Annotated in this window: 20 protein-coding genes; 16 read left to right on the top strand and 4 right to left on the bottom strand. The window is 44.9% G+C overall.

What is annotated here, in order from left to right:
- Positions 1-8: 8 nt before the first annotated feature.
- Positions 9-698 (bottom strand): 2,3-diphosphoglycerate-dependent phosphoglycerate mutase, encoded by a 690-nt coding sequence (gpmA, locus tag FD974_RS09065; RefSeq protein WP_215364377.1) that lies wholly within the window; start codon positions 696-698, stop codon positions 9-11.
- A 22-nt stretch (positions 699-720) separates the two neighbouring features.
- Between gpmA and FD974_RS09060 the strand changes: the two genes are divergently transcribed.
- From FD974_RS09060 to FD974_RS09045, 4 genes are read left to right on the top strand one after another with little or no spacing between them, the layout of a single operon-like run.
- A complete protein-coding gene (locus FD974_RS09060; protein ID WP_215364376.1) occupies positions 721-1,134 on the top strand; it encodes a rhodanese-like domain-containing protein in 414 nt (137 codons plus the stop codon).
- Positions 1,135-1,149: 15 nt separating this feature from the next.
- Entirely contained in the window at positions 1,150-1,404 is a 255-nt protein-coding gene (grxC, locus tag FD974_RS09055) for a glutaredoxin 3 (RefSeq protein ID WP_215364375.1), read from the top strand.
- A gap of 22 nt (positions 1,405-1,426) precedes the next feature.
- Positions 1,427-1,948, top strand: a complete 522-nt coding sequence (secB, locus tag FD974_RS09050; protein WP_215364374.1) for a protein-export chaperone SecB — start codon at positions 1,427-1,429, stop codon at positions 1,946-1,948.
- 26 nt (positions 1,949-1,974) lie between these two features.
- On the top strand, positions 1,975-2,997 hold the full coding sequence (locus FD974_RS09045) for an NAD(P)H-dependent glycerol-3-phosphate dehydrogenase (RefSeq protein WP_215364373.1): 1,023 nt from the start codon (positions 1,975-1,977) through the stop codon (positions 2,995-2,997).
- 7 nt (positions 2,998-3,004) lie between these two features.
- On the opposite strand, the gene trmL is transcribed toward FD974_RS09045, so the two are convergent.
- Together trmL and FD974_RS09035 are read right to left on the bottom strand one after the other, a co-directional pair.
- Positions 3,005-3,475: a tRNA (uridine(34)/cytosine(34)/5-carboxymethylaminomethyluridine(34)-2'-O)-methyltransferase TrmL gene (trmL, locus tag FD974_RS09040; RefSeq protein WP_215364372.1), complete on the bottom strand. Its 471-nt coding sequence runs from the start codon at positions 3,473-3,475 to the stop codon at positions 3,005-3,007.
- A gap of 13 nt (positions 3,476-3,488) precedes the next feature.
- Positions 3,489-4,247, bottom strand: coding sequence for a ComF family protein (locus FD974_RS09035; protein WP_215364371.1), 759 nt, complete (start codon positions 4,245-4,247; stop codon positions 3,489-3,491).
- Positions 4,248-4,270: 23 nt separating this feature from the next.
- Here FD974_RS09035 and FD974_RS09030 point away from each other — a divergent pair, with 23 nt between their 5' ends.
- The 7 genes from FD974_RS09030 (at position 4,271) to FD974_RS09000 (ending at position 9,867) form a co-directional block, all read left to right on the top strand.
- Positions 4,271-5,074, top strand: coding sequence for a methyltransferase domain-containing protein (locus tag FD974_RS09030; RefSeq protein WP_251374594.1), 804 nt, complete (start codon positions 4,271-4,273; stop codon positions 5,072-5,074).
- A 180-nt stretch (positions 5,075-5,254) separates the two neighbouring features.
- The gene (gene coxB, locus FD974_RS09025; protein WP_215364370.1) at positions 5,255-6,412 is read left to right on the top strand and encodes a cytochrome c oxidase subunit II; all 1,158 of its coding nucleotides are present in this window, start codon (positions 5,255-5,257) and stop codon (positions 6,410-6,412) included.
- A 38-nt stretch (positions 6,413-6,450) separates the two neighbouring features.
- Positions 6,451-8,070, top strand: a complete 1,620-nt coding sequence (ctaD, locus tag FD974_RS09020) for a cytochrome c oxidase subunit I (RefSeq protein WP_215364369.1) — start codon at positions 6,451-6,453, stop codon at positions 8,068-8,070.
- Positions 8,039-8,185 (top strand): cytochrome oxidase small assembly protein, encoded by a 147-nt coding sequence (locus tag FD974_RS09015; protein WP_371817112.1) that lies wholly within the window; start codon positions 8,039-8,041, stop codon positions 8,183-8,185. Before ctaD ends, FD974_RS09015 begins: the two co-directional genes overlap by 32 nt.
- Before the next feature lie 13 nt (positions 8,186-8,198).
- Positions 8,199-8,792, top strand: coding sequence for a cytochrome c oxidase assembly protein (locus FD974_RS09010; protein ID WP_215364367.1), 594 nt, complete (start codon positions 8,199-8,201; stop codon positions 8,790-8,792).
- Entirely contained in the window at positions 8,789-8,983 is a 195-nt protein-coding gene (locus tag FD974_RS09005) for a DUF2970 domain-containing protein (RefSeq protein ID WP_215364365.1), read from the top strand. Before FD974_RS09010 ends, FD974_RS09005 begins: the two co-directional genes overlap by 4 nt.
- 29 nt (positions 8,984-9,012) lie before the next feature.
- Positions 9,013-9,867, top strand: coding sequence for a cytochrome c oxidase subunit 3 (locus FD974_RS09000; protein ID WP_215364364.1), 855 nt, complete (start codon positions 9,013-9,015; stop codon positions 9,865-9,867).
- 66 nt (positions 9,868-9,933) lie between these two features.
- Here FD974_RS09000 and FD974_RS08995 read toward each other — a convergent pair whose 3' ends face one another.
- The gene (locus tag FD974_RS08995) at positions 9,934-10,146 is read right to left on the bottom strand and encodes a twin transmembrane helix small protein (RefSeq protein WP_215364363.1); all 213 of its coding nucleotides are present in this window, start codon (positions 10,144-10,146) and stop codon (positions 9,934-9,936) included.
- A gap of 14 nt (positions 10,147-10,160) precedes the next feature.
- On the opposite strand from FD974_RS08995, the gene FD974_RS08990 reads away from it, so the two are divergent.
- Genes FD974_RS08990 through FD974_RS08970 form a run of 5 tightly spaced genes read left to right on the top strand, consistent with a single transcriptional unit; the run spans position 10,161 to position 14,225 of the window.
- Positions 10,161-10,946: an SURF1 family protein gene (locus tag FD974_RS08990; protein ID WP_251374593.1), complete on the top strand. Its 786-nt coding sequence runs from the start codon at positions 10,161-10,163 to the stop codon at positions 10,944-10,946.
- A complete protein-coding gene (locus FD974_RS08985) occupies positions 10,930-11,595 on the top strand; it encodes a hypothetical protein (protein WP_251374591.1) in 666 nt (221 codons plus the stop codon). The genes FD974_RS08990 and FD974_RS08985 overlap by 17 nt, the downstream gene beginning before the upstream one ends.
- Positions 11,592-12,722, top strand: a complete 1,131-nt coding sequence (locus FD974_RS08980) for a heme A synthase (RefSeq protein WP_215364362.1) — start codon at positions 11,592-11,594, stop codon at positions 12,720-12,722. The genes FD974_RS08985 and FD974_RS08980 overlap by 4 nt, the downstream gene beginning before the upstream one ends.
- Positions 12,719-13,612 (top strand): heme o synthase, encoded by an 894-nt coding sequence (gene cyoE, locus FD974_RS08975; protein WP_215364361.1) that lies wholly within the window; start codon positions 12,719-12,721, stop codon positions 13,610-13,612. Before FD974_RS08980 ends, cyoE begins: the two co-directional genes overlap by 4 nt.
- Position 13,613: 1 nt before the next feature.
- A complete protein-coding gene (locus FD974_RS08970) occupies positions 13,614-14,225 on the top strand; it encodes an SCO family protein (RefSeq protein WP_371817111.1) in 612 nt (203 codons plus the stop codon).
- Positions 14,226-14,228 lie beyond the last annotated feature (3 nt).

Here is a 14,228-nt window from a genome sequence, read left to right as displayed (position 1 = left end):
TTTTTACCCTAATCCAAATAAAAATGTTGAATTGGTTTGAGGTTGTCGTCTAGTTCGTAAACGAGCGGGATCCCATTGGGGACATTAATTTCCATAATGTCTTCATCGGAAACCTGATCCAAATACTTGATGAGCGAGCGAATGCTATTGCCATGGGCGACCAGGAGAACCCGTTTGCCAGCCTTCAGAGCAGGGGCGATAGACTCATTCCACAGGGGCAAAACCCGCTCAACGTTATCCTTTAAGCATTCTCCCAGAGGAATATCGGAGGGCTGTAGTTTTTCATAGCGTCGGTCATTTTTGGGGTTACGCTCATCATCCGCTTCGAGCAAAGGTGGCCGAACATCATATGAGCGACGCCAAATATGCACTTGCTGGTCGCCATATTGAGCAGCAGTCTCTGCCTTATTAAGACCGGTAAGCGCCCCATAGTGACGTTCATTCAGTCTCCAGCTGTGAACTACTGGCAGCCACATCAAGTCCATGGTGTCCTGTACGTGCCAAAGTGTGCGGATAGCCCTCCTCAAAACGGAGGTATAGGCCACATCAAACTCATATCCTGCTTTACGTAGGTTTTCACCTGCAGCTAGGGCTTGTTCGGTACCTTTGGGGGTTAAGTCAACATCAGCCCAGCCTGTAAAGCGGTTTTCAAGGTTCCAGGCGGATTCGCCATGACGAATAAGGACAAGTTGTTTCATAGAGCCATTCTATAATCCAGTGATGAACTTTCTCACACAATTTGACAATTTAGCGCTCATTGCCCTGATGTTTGTATCGGGTTTGGCGCTTTTCTTCCCTACATTATCTACGCTTATTGGCGGCAAAGGCTTGTCTCCGACTGAGGCGACAATCTGGATGAATCGTCGCAAGGCCGCTGTTTTGGACTTGCGTCCAGAGGCAGACTTCAAAGCGGGGCACTTGCCCGGCTCAAAACATATTCTTGCTTCCCAAATTTCTTCGGGGCTCGATAAGCTAAAGTTAGATCGCAAAAACCCCGTAATTTTGGTCTGCCACTCTGGCATTAGTGCACGCAAAGTGGTGCCCGAACTGCAGAAAATGGGCTTTGCTGAAGTGGTTGTCTTGGATGGTGGAGTTCAAGCATGGCAGGCTTCAGCCTTGCCCTTGGTTAAATAATTCATAGGTCATTCCATGCCACCAGTCACGATGTACAGTACTCAAGTCTGCCCATATTGCGTTATGGCGGAAAAACTCTTGCAAAAGAAGGGTGTTGCCAATTTAGAGAAGATTTTGATTGATCGAGATCCTTCGCAACGGGAGATCATGATGACTCGCACTGGACGTCGCACGGTTCCCCAAATTTATATCGGCGAAACACATGTTGGCGGATATGACGATTTGGTTGCCCTAGATCGTGCCGGCAAACTTGATCCACTTTTAGCTTAAAAAATTTATTAGAAAGCCTGATATGACTGAACAAACTACTCCAACTCCAGATGGCTCTGATAGCTCTAAAGAGCCAGGTTTTCGTATTCAACGTATTTATCTGAAAGATTTATCGCTCGAGCAACCGCATGCACCGCAAATTTTGCTGGTCTCTGCAGAGCCAACAGTTGAGGTCGAGGTAGATGTAGCTGTTACTCGTCTAGGTGAAGAAATTTTCGAGGTAGCGCTGATTGCTACTGTAACTGCTAAGGTAGATAGCAAGGTACTGTTCCTTGTCGAAGCTAAGCAAGCAGGTATTTTTGAATTCAGCAACATCCCACCTGAGCAGATTGATCCAATGCTTGGAATTGCCTGCCCCACTATTTTGTATCCGTACCTGCGATCCAATATTGCTGACACCATTAGCCGTGCTGGCTTCCAGCCGATTCATTTGAATGAAATCAATTTCCACGGCATGTATGAACATCGCATGATGCAAGCGCAGCAAGCTGCTCAGAATGAGAGTAATTCTTCTGAAGAAAGCAAAATCATTCTTCCCCACTGAAGTGTTTCATTAAAAGCCCACAGATCATGAGAGTGACACTGCTTGGAGCTGGATCCTGGGGTACTGCTATGGCCGCGCAAGCAGCCCGCTATCTTAATGATGGGGCTGTTTGTTTGTGGTCGCGCGATCCTGATCAGTTAGACCAGATTAGAAATACCGGCCAAAATGCTGCCTACTTATCGGGTGTAGCGTTATCCAAGAATCTCGATCTTGAATCCAGTCTTGAGCGTGCAGTTACCCGTCTTTCGCAAGAGGATTTATTGGTAATTGCCACGCCAATGTCGGGTTTATCAGAAACCGTTGCAAAGGTATTGCAGCTAGCCAAACACCCGCTCAATATTATTTGGTTGTGCAAAGGTTTAGAACCTAATACCGCACTGCTGCCCCATCAGGTGGTCGCTCGTGAAGATCAATTGCATAGCCATGGTTTGCAACATGCATACGGTGCACTATCTGGCCCGAGTTTTGCCCAAGAGGTTGGCAAAGGTATGCCATGTGCATTAACTGTAGCGAGTCAGTCAAAAAGTTTATGCGAGATCGTTCAAGGCGCTTTTCATCATGGCAATATGCGCATTTATGCCAGCGATGATTTGATTGGAGTTGAATTAGGTGGTGCGATCAAAAATGTCTTAGCTATAGCTGCGGGTATTGGCGATGGCTTAGATCTCGGTCTGAATGCGCGAGCTGCGGTCCTCACACGTGGTTTGGCCGAGATGATGCGTTTGGTTAAAGCTGCTGGCGGTAGGTCAGAGACTTGTATGGGACTTACCGGTGTTGGTGATTTGATTTTGACGGCAACAGGAGATTTATCTCGCAATCGTCGGGTTGGTTTAGCTCTGGCTGCGGGTAAGCCTTTGTCAGAGGTATTAAGTAATTTGGGTCATGTAGCAGAAGGAGTGCTGTGCGCGTCTGCGGTAAATAGCTTGGCTAATCGTCTCGATGTTGAGATGCCCATTACTGCGATGATGGTTCAGGTCCTATCAGGCACTTTAGATCCAAAAGAGGCTGTGAAAAAATTAATGGGGCGCGACCCAAAGATAGAGGCGTAATTTTTTCTTAATTGCCACCAGCAAGGCCATTCTGACGCCATGCTTCGTAAACAATAATGGCAACCGTATTTGATAGGTTCAAGCTTCTACTACTGTCTTGCATAGCTAAGCGCATGCGATTGTGAGGAAGAATGGCATTTCTCACTTCATCGGTGATCCCTTTAGTCTCAGAGCCAAATACAAAATAATCATTAGGCAGGTACTGGCCCTCATGAAATTTTCCTGAGCCTTTGGTAGTGAGGGCAAAAATACGATCTACCGGAGGCTGTTCGTTTTCTAGAAATGCTGACCAGTTTGCATGAACTTTGACTTTAGCAAACTCGTGGTAATCCAAGCCTGCGCGGCGAAGCTTGGCATCCTCCATTGGAAAACCCAGCGGCTCAATCAAATGTAACTTTGCGCCCGTATTGGCGCATAAGCGAATGATGTTGCCGGTATTGGGTGGAATTTCTGGTTCAAATAAAACGATGTTAAACATGGTCCGCTCTTCTTTATGCTTCGCTTCTTACGCTTGGATACAGTGTTCTTAATAGAACCCAGTTAATGACTCGGGAAACTCCATTGTCCTTCAGAATGCGGGCGATTTCATTTAAGGTTGCGCCACTGGTCATCACATCATCAAAGACAACGATTGTTTGACCTTCCAATGTTTTTTGATAAAGCGGGTTGATAAAAAATGCATCTTTAATCATACGTTGACGATTGGCTTTTGTTTCCGTGGCTTGATTATGCGCATGATGGTGTCGCATCAATATATGGGGATTTTTCTGCAGAAATTTTCCACAGTCAATTTTTCTCGCAATTTCCCAGCTTTGATTAAAGCCTCGTAGGCAGAGCTTTGTTTGGCTTAATGGGACAGGCAAAAGATAGCCCCTTAAATCCATATTCTGGTTTGCTGAAGCGAGTGTATTCCAAGCAAGAGCAAGACCACTTGCATAAAATAAGCGCCCTTGATATTTGAGTTGATGTAAGCATTTTTGTAGGCGTCCTTCATATCGGTCTAGACAATAGGTTTCATCAAAGTAAGGGGGATTTTTGGCGCACTCGCAACACCGATGATCTGTCAGCTCAAAATGATTTAGCATGCTTGCGCATTGACGACAGCATTCATAGTTTGAGAGTTGTTCATTAGCCAATAGTTTGATGCACTCAACGCAAATCTGTTGATCTTGAAATGCTCCGCAAACAATGCAAGCAGTGGGTAAAGCGTGGGCATGAATTGTTTGGAAAATATTCTGGAAGATAGACATGGGGCGCTGAGTATACTGAGCGAATGACCCAACCAATCAGATGGCTTCAGAACGAAATTGCAGACCGTATGTTGCAAAAGCTAGAGATCGTTAAGCTCGATACCAAGGATATTTTGCTTGTCCCTGATTTTCCTGGCACGCATGTTCAAGCGATACCTAAACGCTTTTCAAAAACCCGTTTACATGGTCTGCATGAAATTGGTTTATCCAATTTGGCATTATGGAAATTGAGGGTATCGCGTTTATGGCACTCTCGATTCATGGCAAGTCACTTAAGCTCTTTTGAGGCCTATAAAAATACGGGTCGTCTACCATTGCGTGATAACTCCGTGGATTTGATATTTAGTGTTTTATTGATTCAAGATTTATCTGATCCCAAGCACTTCTTGCAAGAATGCCGTCGCGTTCTTAGGGAGGGTGGATTGCTGGCATTTAGTTATCTGGGTCCAGATACCGCAAAAGAATTAAGGTCTGAAGCGTTCTCACAAAGACTTTCTCTAAGAGCCCTACCAAGTCCTTGGGACATGCACGACATGGGTGATGCCTTATTGGGTGAGGGGTTTTCTGACCCAGTCATGGATATGGAATTTTTGAACCTTGACTATGAGAGCAACGCTGTTCTTCTGCAGGATGTCAAAGCATTGAATTTGGTGGATGCAATAGGCATTGAGGGTGGCCAGATTGAGGATTTACCTAAAAAACTCACCCTAGAGGTAGTTTATGGACATGCTTGGGTCATCGGTAAGCACCTATCTAAAGCACAAGATCATGTGGCCTATATTGATCCAAATCAAATCGGACGCATTACTAGGAGTGATTCTGCTTAAGTGTAAGTGCTCACTATCTTTTAAACCTTTATCAAGGTTGAGCTGGTCAAGGTTTACCCGGTTTGTTGTTGAGCTCAAATAACCCTATAATCCCCCTAGAAGTTTTGGCTTGATACCGCTTTTTTGGGCTATCTGGGGCTATATAGCTGCAGAAGTTCATGACAATAAACAGAGAATAAGATGAATTTATTTGGAAAAGTCACTAGGGCTTCGCTCTACATAGCAGCTGCTTTTGGCACAGCATTGGCTCATGCCGCTGAAAATATGCCGGGTGGCCCAGCTGTCAATCAGCTTAATTTCACAGCTCCAGCAACCAAAATCATGCAAGAAATCCATTGGTTACATTGGATGATGTTGATTATTTGTGCAGTGATTTTTATTGGTGTCTTTGGGGTGATGTTCTATTCCATTCTGAAGCATCGCAAGTCTCTCGGCGCTAAGTCTGCTTCATTTCATGAGAGCACGACAGTAGAAATCATTTGGACTGTTATTCCTTTGCTCATCGTTATTGGTATGGCATTGCCAGCTACAAAAACTGTTGTTGCGATGAAAGACACTACGAATTCAGATATCACCATTAAGACTACTGGTTACCAGTGGAAGTGGGGATACGACTACATTAAAGGTGAGGGCGAAGGTATTAGCTTTTTGTCCACCATGTCTACTTCCCGTGAGGCAATCAATAACTTAGCTCCTAAATCAAATACGTATTTGATGGAAGTTGATAATGAGATGGTTGTTCCAGTTGGTAAAAAGATTCGCATGATTACTACTGCTAATGACGTGATCCATTCATGGACTATCCCAGCCTTTGGCGTTAAGCAGGATGCAATTCCGGGTTTTGTACGAGACACTTGGTTCCGTGCTGAAAATATTGGAACCTATCGTGGCCAATGTTCTGAATTGTGTGGTGCTGAGCACGCCTTTATGCCAATCGTTGTTAAGGTGGTTTCTCAAGAGGATTACACCAAGTGGGTTGAGCAAAAGCAAAAAGAAATGGCTGCAGCTTCAGATGATCCTTCCAAGGTTTATTCCCTTGACGAGCAAAAAGAGCGCGGTGCAAAAGTGTATGCCGCTAACTGCGCAGCTTGCCATCAGCCAAACGGCAAGGGCGCTGGTACATTCCCAGCGCTAGATGGCAGCAAAAATGTACTAGGACCAAAAGAAGCGCAATACAACATCTTGATTAATGGTAAGGGCGCGATGCCGAAGTGGGCAGGCGTTATTTCTGATGGTGATATTGCTGCTGTGATGACATACACCCGTAATGCATGGGGTAACAAAACAGGCGAAGTCATCCAGACCCAAGATATTGTTTCTGCTCGCGCAGGCAAGTAATTTAATTTATACAGATAAAAACTAAACCGGAGTAATCCATGAGCACTGTTTCCACTACACACGATCACGCGCACGATCACGCACACGACGATCACATGCCACATGGTTGGCGTCGTTGGTTGTTTGCGACTAACCATAAAGATATCGGTACGATGTACCTCATCTTCTCATTTGTGAGTTTGATGGCTGGTGGCGTAATGGCCCTCGGAATTCGTTTGGAATTATTCCAGCCTGGCCTGCAATATCTGCGTCCTGAGTTCTTCAACCAGCTCACAACAATGCATGGCTTGGTCATGGTGTTTGGTGCGATCATGCCGGCATTCGTTGGCTTTGCAAACTACATGATTCCTTTGCAAATTGGCGCATCGGATATGGCTTTTGCCCGCATGAATAACTTTAGCTTCTGGATTCTGCCAGTAGCTGCTTGCTTATTATTTGGTTCCTTTTTAGCTCCTGGTGGTGCTCCTGCCGGTGGTTGGACTTTGTATGCGCCATTGACAGCACAAATGGGCCCTGGCTTGGATATGGCCATTTTTGCTCTGCATTTATTAGGTGCGTCTTCCATCATGGGCTCGATTAACATCATCGTGACCATTTTGAATATGCGTGCCCCTGGCTTGACATTGATGAAGATGCCAATGTTCTGCTGGACATGGTTAATTACTGCCTATCTGCTGATTGCTGTAATGCCTGTTTTGGCTGGCGCGATCACGATGGTTCTGACAGACCGCCATTTCGGTACTTCATTCTTCTCCGCAGTTGGTGGTGGTGATCCAATCATGTTCCAGCACATTTTCTGGTTCTTCGGTCACCCAGAGGTTTACATCATGATTCTTCCTGCTTTTGGAATCATTAGTGAAATCGTTCCTGCATTCTCCAGAAAAACATTGTTTGGCTACAGCTCGATGGTTTATGCAACAGCATCGATCGCGATCTTGTCATTCATCGTTTGGGCACACCATATGTTTGCTACTGGTATGCCAGTAACAGGCCAACTGTTCTTCATGTACGCCACGATGTTGATTGCTGTTCCAACTGGCGTGAAGATTTTCAACTGGGTTGCAACAATGTGGAAAGGTTCGATGACTTTCGAAACTCCAATGTTGTGGTCTGTCGGCTTTATTTTCGTATTTACGATGGGTGGCTTTACTGGCTTGATCTTAGCGATGGCTCCAATTGATATTGGTGTGCAAGATACTTACTACGTTGTTGCACACTTCCACTATGTATTGGTAGCAGGCTCATTGTTTGCGATGTTTGCTGGCTTCTACTACTGGTGTCCAAAGTGGACTGGCTACATGGCCAACGAAACTCGCGGCAAGATCCATTTCTGGACTTCCATGATTTTCTTCAACATTACCTTCTTCCCAATGCACTTCTTGGGCTTAGCAGGTATGCCACGCCGTTACGCTGACTACCCAACTCAATTCGCTGACTTCAACATGATTGCTTCGATTGGTGCGCTTGGTTTTGGTTTATCCCAGGTGTATTTCTTGCTTTTCGTTGTCTTGCCTGCTTATAACGGCAAAGGTGAAAAAGCATCCATGAAGCCATGGGATGGTGCCAAAGGTTTAGAGTGGACAGTGCCTTCACCAGCACCACACCATACTTTTGAAACTCCTCCAGATGCTAAAGAGTTGCATGCAGCCGGTATCTAAAACAGCACATCAAAAATCTCAATCTGCGAATAATCGTAGATTGGGTTTTATCCTTTTAAGCATTGCCGCAGTTTTCTTTATTGGCATCGTGATTAAGCGGAGCATGTTGGGCTAAGCCTAGACAAAATATGTCAACTACTGCATCTATTAACCGTCAAATACTGCTCAAGTTACTGATTGCTTCAGTGATGATGTTTGGTTTTGGTTATGCTTTGGTGCCAATGTATAAAGCCTTGTGTGAAGTAACCGGCATTAACGTGGTCACCAGCAAAAATGACTACGGAATTCGTGCATACAGTGCAAACAAGGTTGGAAATTCTCAAGTTGATTACTCGAGAACAGTGACTATTGAGTTTGATTCCAATAGTCGTGGTCCATTTACTTTTAAGCCGGTGAAAAACTTTTTAGAAGTCCATCCAGGCGAGATGACTGAAATTGTTTATGAAGTCACTAACAATATGAATCGCTCGGTGGAGGCTCAAGCTATTCCGAGTTATGCACCTAAAAGTGCATCCGAGTTCTTTACAAAGTTAGAGTGCTTTTGTTTTCAGCAACAAACTTTGACTGCGCATGAAGTGAAAAAGATGCCTGTTTTATTTGTAATTGATGCAGGTTTACCTGCCGATGTAAAAACAATTACCTTGTCTTATACGTTTTTTGAGTTAGGTGTTGGTCAGCAGCCTGCGGGCTCCACCACTCCAAAAACTAAGGTAGCTTCATGAAAAAGAAAAGTAGCTTTTTGCAATCCATGGTCGCTGTGCTGTGGGCTTTTCTGGGCGTACGTAAGAAGTCAGGATTACAAGAAGATGTTGCTTCATTGAGTTTTGTTCACATTATTATTGCGGGGGTAATTGGGGCCATGATTTTTATGGGTGTCCTACTCCTCATAGTGAAAGCAGTGGTTTCCCTTTGATTATTTTTTGATTGAATAGAGAGAATAAGATGTCATCCAATTCAACCCCTTACTATTTCGTCCCTGGACTATCTAGTCATCCAGTGATGGCGGCAATTGGTTTGCTAGCCTTTGGTGCCGGTATGTCTGGCTGGGTTAATCATGAGGCTTGGGGCGCTCCCGTTACTGCTGTGGGCGTACTTTGGGTTTTATATGTTCTTTACCAATGGTTTGGTGATGCCATCTCTGAGGCGAATACCGGTCAAAACGGAATTAACGTTGATATTTCTTATCGCTGGTCCATGGCCTGGTTCATTTTCTCGGAGATTATGTTCTTTGGCGCATTCTTTGCGGCCTTGTTCTATGCCCGTAGCATTGCAATGCCGTGGATGGGTGATGTAGAAAGTAAATTAATTTGGCCTAATTTCACGGCTGTTTGGCCTAATGATGGCCCTGCGGGATTGGTAGAAAAATTTACCACTATGGGTCCATGGCCTATTCCGACAATTAATACTTTATTGCTATTGAGCTCCGGTATCACCGTTACTTATGCTCACCATGCATTACGTGAAAATCATATGAAGCAGGCCATTAGAGGCTTGGCTGCTACAGTGATCTTAGGTTTAATCTTCTTGGGATTCCAAGTCTATGAGTACTACCATGCCTATCATGACCTGAACTTAAAGCTCACCTCTGGTATCTATGGTTCAACTTTCTTCATGTTGACTGGCTTTCATGGCTTCCACGTATTTTTAGGTGGATTGATGTTGGCCATTGTTTTGCGTCGCATGATTCGTGGCGACTTCACTGCCGACAATCACTTTGCGTTTGAGGGTGCTGCCTGGTATTGGCACTTTGTTGACGTAGTTTGGTTGGGTCTTTATATCGCAGTGTATTGGATGTAACTCCAATCAAAAACGGGGCCTAGAGCCCCGTTCTTTTTTAGATGGCGCTTATCCATCTTGAGATACTTAGTTGCTACCGACCCTGACTCCAGTTGCTTCGATTAAGCCAAAGTAGTGCGCAACTAAAATACCTAAAAAGAGTAGTATTGATAGTCCGATGCGCAACATCAATGAATGGACCATTCTGGAGCTGCCACCCTTATCTTTCATCATGAAATACAGGGCGGAGCCAAGACTCCCTACAATCATGATTAACGCAATTGGAATAACCCACTTCATTTCTATTAACTCCCTTGAATATATTTTCTAGCCTGATTACTGGTCGTATTGTTGCTACTTTATCAGCCTTGGCGGTAATTGGGATTGGTTGTGGTGCGGGTGTATGGCAACTGAACCGTGCGCAGCAGAAAATTCAATTAAGCGACTCTTTGGCTGCCCGTTTTGCCTTGCCTGTGCTCAATGCCAATACTGAGAATTTAAGCTTAGAAGTTGCTACTGAGCGTCGAATTGTCGCGCAAGGACGTTTCTTGCCTGATCAAGCGGTGTGGCTGGAAAATCGGCCGCGCCCAATTCCTGCATCGGGCAGCAATACTGCTCAAGCCGGTTTTTATCTAATGATGCCCTTGAGTTTGGATGATCAAAATAGAGTCCTTTGGGTCAATCGTGGCTGGGCGCCTCGCAATAATGAGAATAGGGTGCAGTTGCCACCGATTAGCACCCCAGAGACAGCTGTAGTCATTGAAGGGGTGGGTTTCCCTCATCCTGGTAGGGTGTATGCATTAGGTGAGCAGGATGGCCCTATAACGCAGCCTAGAATTGAACAAAATTTTGATTTAGCCAAAGAGGCGACCAGACATAACTGGGTTCAATTGCCTTTTATATTGCGAGAGTCCAAGGCGGATAGTAGTGATGGTTTAGTGAGAAATTGGCCCTCCCCAACAAATGGAGTGGATCGCCATTATGCTTATGCTTTTCAGTGGTTTGCGCTGGCTTTATGCGGATTTTTATTTTGGCTCATCAGCGGCTTAATACAGTACAAACGTCAACGTAAAGATTTTGGAGATGAGGTTGAGCGATAAAGAATTATTAATTCCAGCATCACAGGCAGAATCATCAAGGATCAATGCGCAGACTAGACGTGGCCGCATCCAAATGCTTTTTCTTTTGCTTGCCTGCGCCTCGCCGGTGATTGCATCGTACTTTGCCTATTACGTTTACAAGCCAGAGGGTGCAAAAACGAACTTTGGCACTTTGGTGCAACCAGCGCAAGATCTCAATCCCGCATGGTTTGATATCCCGTTTAAGGGTAAGTGGACTTTATTGGTGGCAAGACCAGCAGGCGAATGTACGGTTAAAAATGAAGCATGTTTAGAGGCACTATTTTTAATGCGTCAATTGCGTATTGCTGTGGGTCGCGAAAGTAGTCGAGTGCAATTGGTCTGGGTTAATACAGATGGCAAGCCAGTAGACCCAGAAATATTATTGGCCTACGATGAGAAAACAGCGGGGTTCAAAATCCTTACTCTCCCCAAAGATCCCAAGCTCAGTGCTGAGTTTTATACTTGGCTAGATCGCGAAGGTGCGGGTCAGAAGATTCAGTTGATTGATCCAAGCCCTGCAAAGATGATGTATTTCCCGGTGACAAATTCTCCTAAAGAATTTGGGAGCATCAAGAAGGATCTGGAGAAATTATTGCGACTCAATCGTAAGGGTGAAAATCTGCAATGAGTGGCATCGTGCTATTTGGCGAGTTAGCCGCCATTGCCATTATTTTTGCCATTTTGCCATTGGCATATTTATGGAAGAAAGCGAGCTTTAACTTTTTTCAAAAACTCAATTGGGTCTTAGTCTTTATGACTTTTGATTTGATTGTGTTTGGTGCGTTTACACGACTGACTGATTCTGGTTTAGGTTGTCCGGATTGGCCTGGTTGCTATGGCACATCAAATCCGTGGCGCGCGATTGGAGAAATACAGCAGGCAGAAGCGGCTATGCCAACAGGGCCTGTCACCGTCATTAAGGCCTGGATTGAAATGATTCATCGCTATTTAGCCATGATGGTGGGGGCTTTGATCATCATTCAGGTGGGTGTAGCCTGGTCTAAAGTGAAGAGTCTTGGTAATACTCCCTTGCTGGGTAGCATTGGCCTTTTAGTGTTGGTATGCATTCAAGGTGCTTTTGGCGCCTTGACCGTTACTCTGAAATTGCAGCCTATCATTGTGACCATTCATCTGATGTTGGCCTTAGTTTTGTTGGCATGTTTAACCGCTTATGCGCAGAAACACTGGCAAGAGAAAAATTCTTCTATACGACGTTTGTCGCAAACACCTCTTTCTGTCAAGTTGATTATGACTGCAGCAGTTGTTTTGACTATTCAGGTATTTTTAGGTGCATGGGTAAGCACTAATTATGCTGTGTTGGCCTGTCCTGATTTTCCGACTTGTGTTGGCGCTATGTGGCCAGAGACTGCTTGGCATGAGGGATTCACACTCTGGCGTGAGTTAGGCTTAAACGCTAAAGGGGAAATGATTTCTCCAGCGGCATTACAGACGATTCATTGGGCGCATCGCGTTTTTGCAATTTTTGTAGTTTTAATATTGGGTCTTTTAGGATGGAATGCTCTGCAAGCGAGCAATCCTGCCTTACCAGAGATTGGGCGCATTGCTAAGCTACTCTTGGCATTAATTGTTCTTCAGGTAGTTACTGGTATCTCTAATGTGATTTTTCAGTGGCCGCTGGCTGCAGCATTGCTGCACACCGCGGGGTCTGCTGCTTTAGTGTTCTGCTTAGTGAGATTAAGTCAGTGGGCATCCTGGAGTTCGCCACTTCATATTAAGATGGACAAATCATTATGAGCAGTCCAACACCTTCCCTACCTAGCCCAATGCCGCGTTGGCGTCAGTACTGGGTTTTAACGAAGCCCAGGGTGACTCAGTTAGCTGTTTTCTGTGCCGTCATCGGCATGTTCCTGGCTACCCCTGGAATGGTGCCATACCCCGTTTTGATTGGCGGCATTGTTGGTATTTGGTTATTAGCAGGTGCAGCGTTCGCAATGAACTGCTTGATTGAGCAAGCGGTTGATGCCAAGATGAAGAGAACGTCTTGGAGACCTTCAGCTACTGGTGAAGTAACGCCCTTTCACATCACGATCTTCTCAATTGTGCTTGGCTCCTTAGGCATGATTATTTTATGGAATTTCTGCAACCCTCTAACGATGTGGTTAACGGTCGCCACCTTTGTGGGCTATGCGGTGATCTATACCTGGCTTCTCAAGCCAGCAACCCCTCAAAATATCGTGATTGGCGGTCTTTCTGGAGCAATGCCTCCTGCGCTTGGTTGGGCAGCGGTAACGAATACACTGTCTGCAGAGGCATGGTTGCTAGTGCTGATTATTTTTGTATGGACTCCACCGCATTTTTGGGCTTTGGCTTTGTATCGCCGTGATGATTATGTGCAAAGTGGTTTACCAATGCTGCCAGTGACTCATGGCGAGCGATTTACGCTACTCAATATTTTGCTCTACACATTAATTCTGATAGCTGCTACCTTGCTTCCTTATATCTATGGCATGAGCGGTATGATTTATTTGATTTCCGCAATTATTCTAGGCCTGATGTTCTTGGCATATGTCGTGGCTTTATTTATTTCCTATAGCGATGATTTGGCTAAGCGAACCTTTAGATTTTCGATTACCTATCTCTCGCTTTTGTTCGCCGCACTTTTAGTTGATCACTATTTCATTTGAGATGTATATGAATTTATCTAATTTTTTGAGAAATTCGATTCGAGTTTTGTTCTTATCTTTTTTTGCCCTGACAATTTTGGCATGCAGTCCTAAGCAGAGTTTCAAAAACGTGGACATCACCGGTAGCAAGGCTTTTGGTAATGACTTTAGTCTTGTGGATCCCGATGGAAAAGTGCGGACATTAGCCGACTTTAAGGGCAAGGTAGTGGTGATGTTCTTCGGCTATACACAGTGCCCTGATATTTGTCCCACAACCCTAACTGAAATGCAGCAAGCTATGGCGCTGTTAGGGCCACAGGCAGACAGGGTGCAGGTATTGTTTGTTACTGTTGATCCACAAAGAGATACGGCTGAAATTTTGAAGCAGTATGTACCTGCATTTGATTCACGTTTCATGGGCTTGCGCCCAGCAGATGAAGCTGCTCTTAAAAAAGTAACGAAAGACTTTAAGATTTACTACAAGCAAGTTCCTGGCCTAAGTCCGGGTTCTTACACGATGGATCATACGGCAGGTAGTTACGCATTTGATCCAGAAGGCCATTTACGTCTATACATCAAGCATGCGCAAGGTCCAGAGACCTTGGCACAAGACTTGAAAGAATTACTGAAGTAAGTG

The organism is Polynucleobacter sp. es-EL-1 (genome assembly GCF_018687975.1).
Lineage (GTDB): Bacteria > Pseudomonadota > Gammaproteobacteria > Burkholderiales > Burkholderiaceae > Polynucleobacter.
Note: the sequence above shows the minus strand (reverse complement) of the source record. Positions and strands in the feature narration are given on the sequence as shown.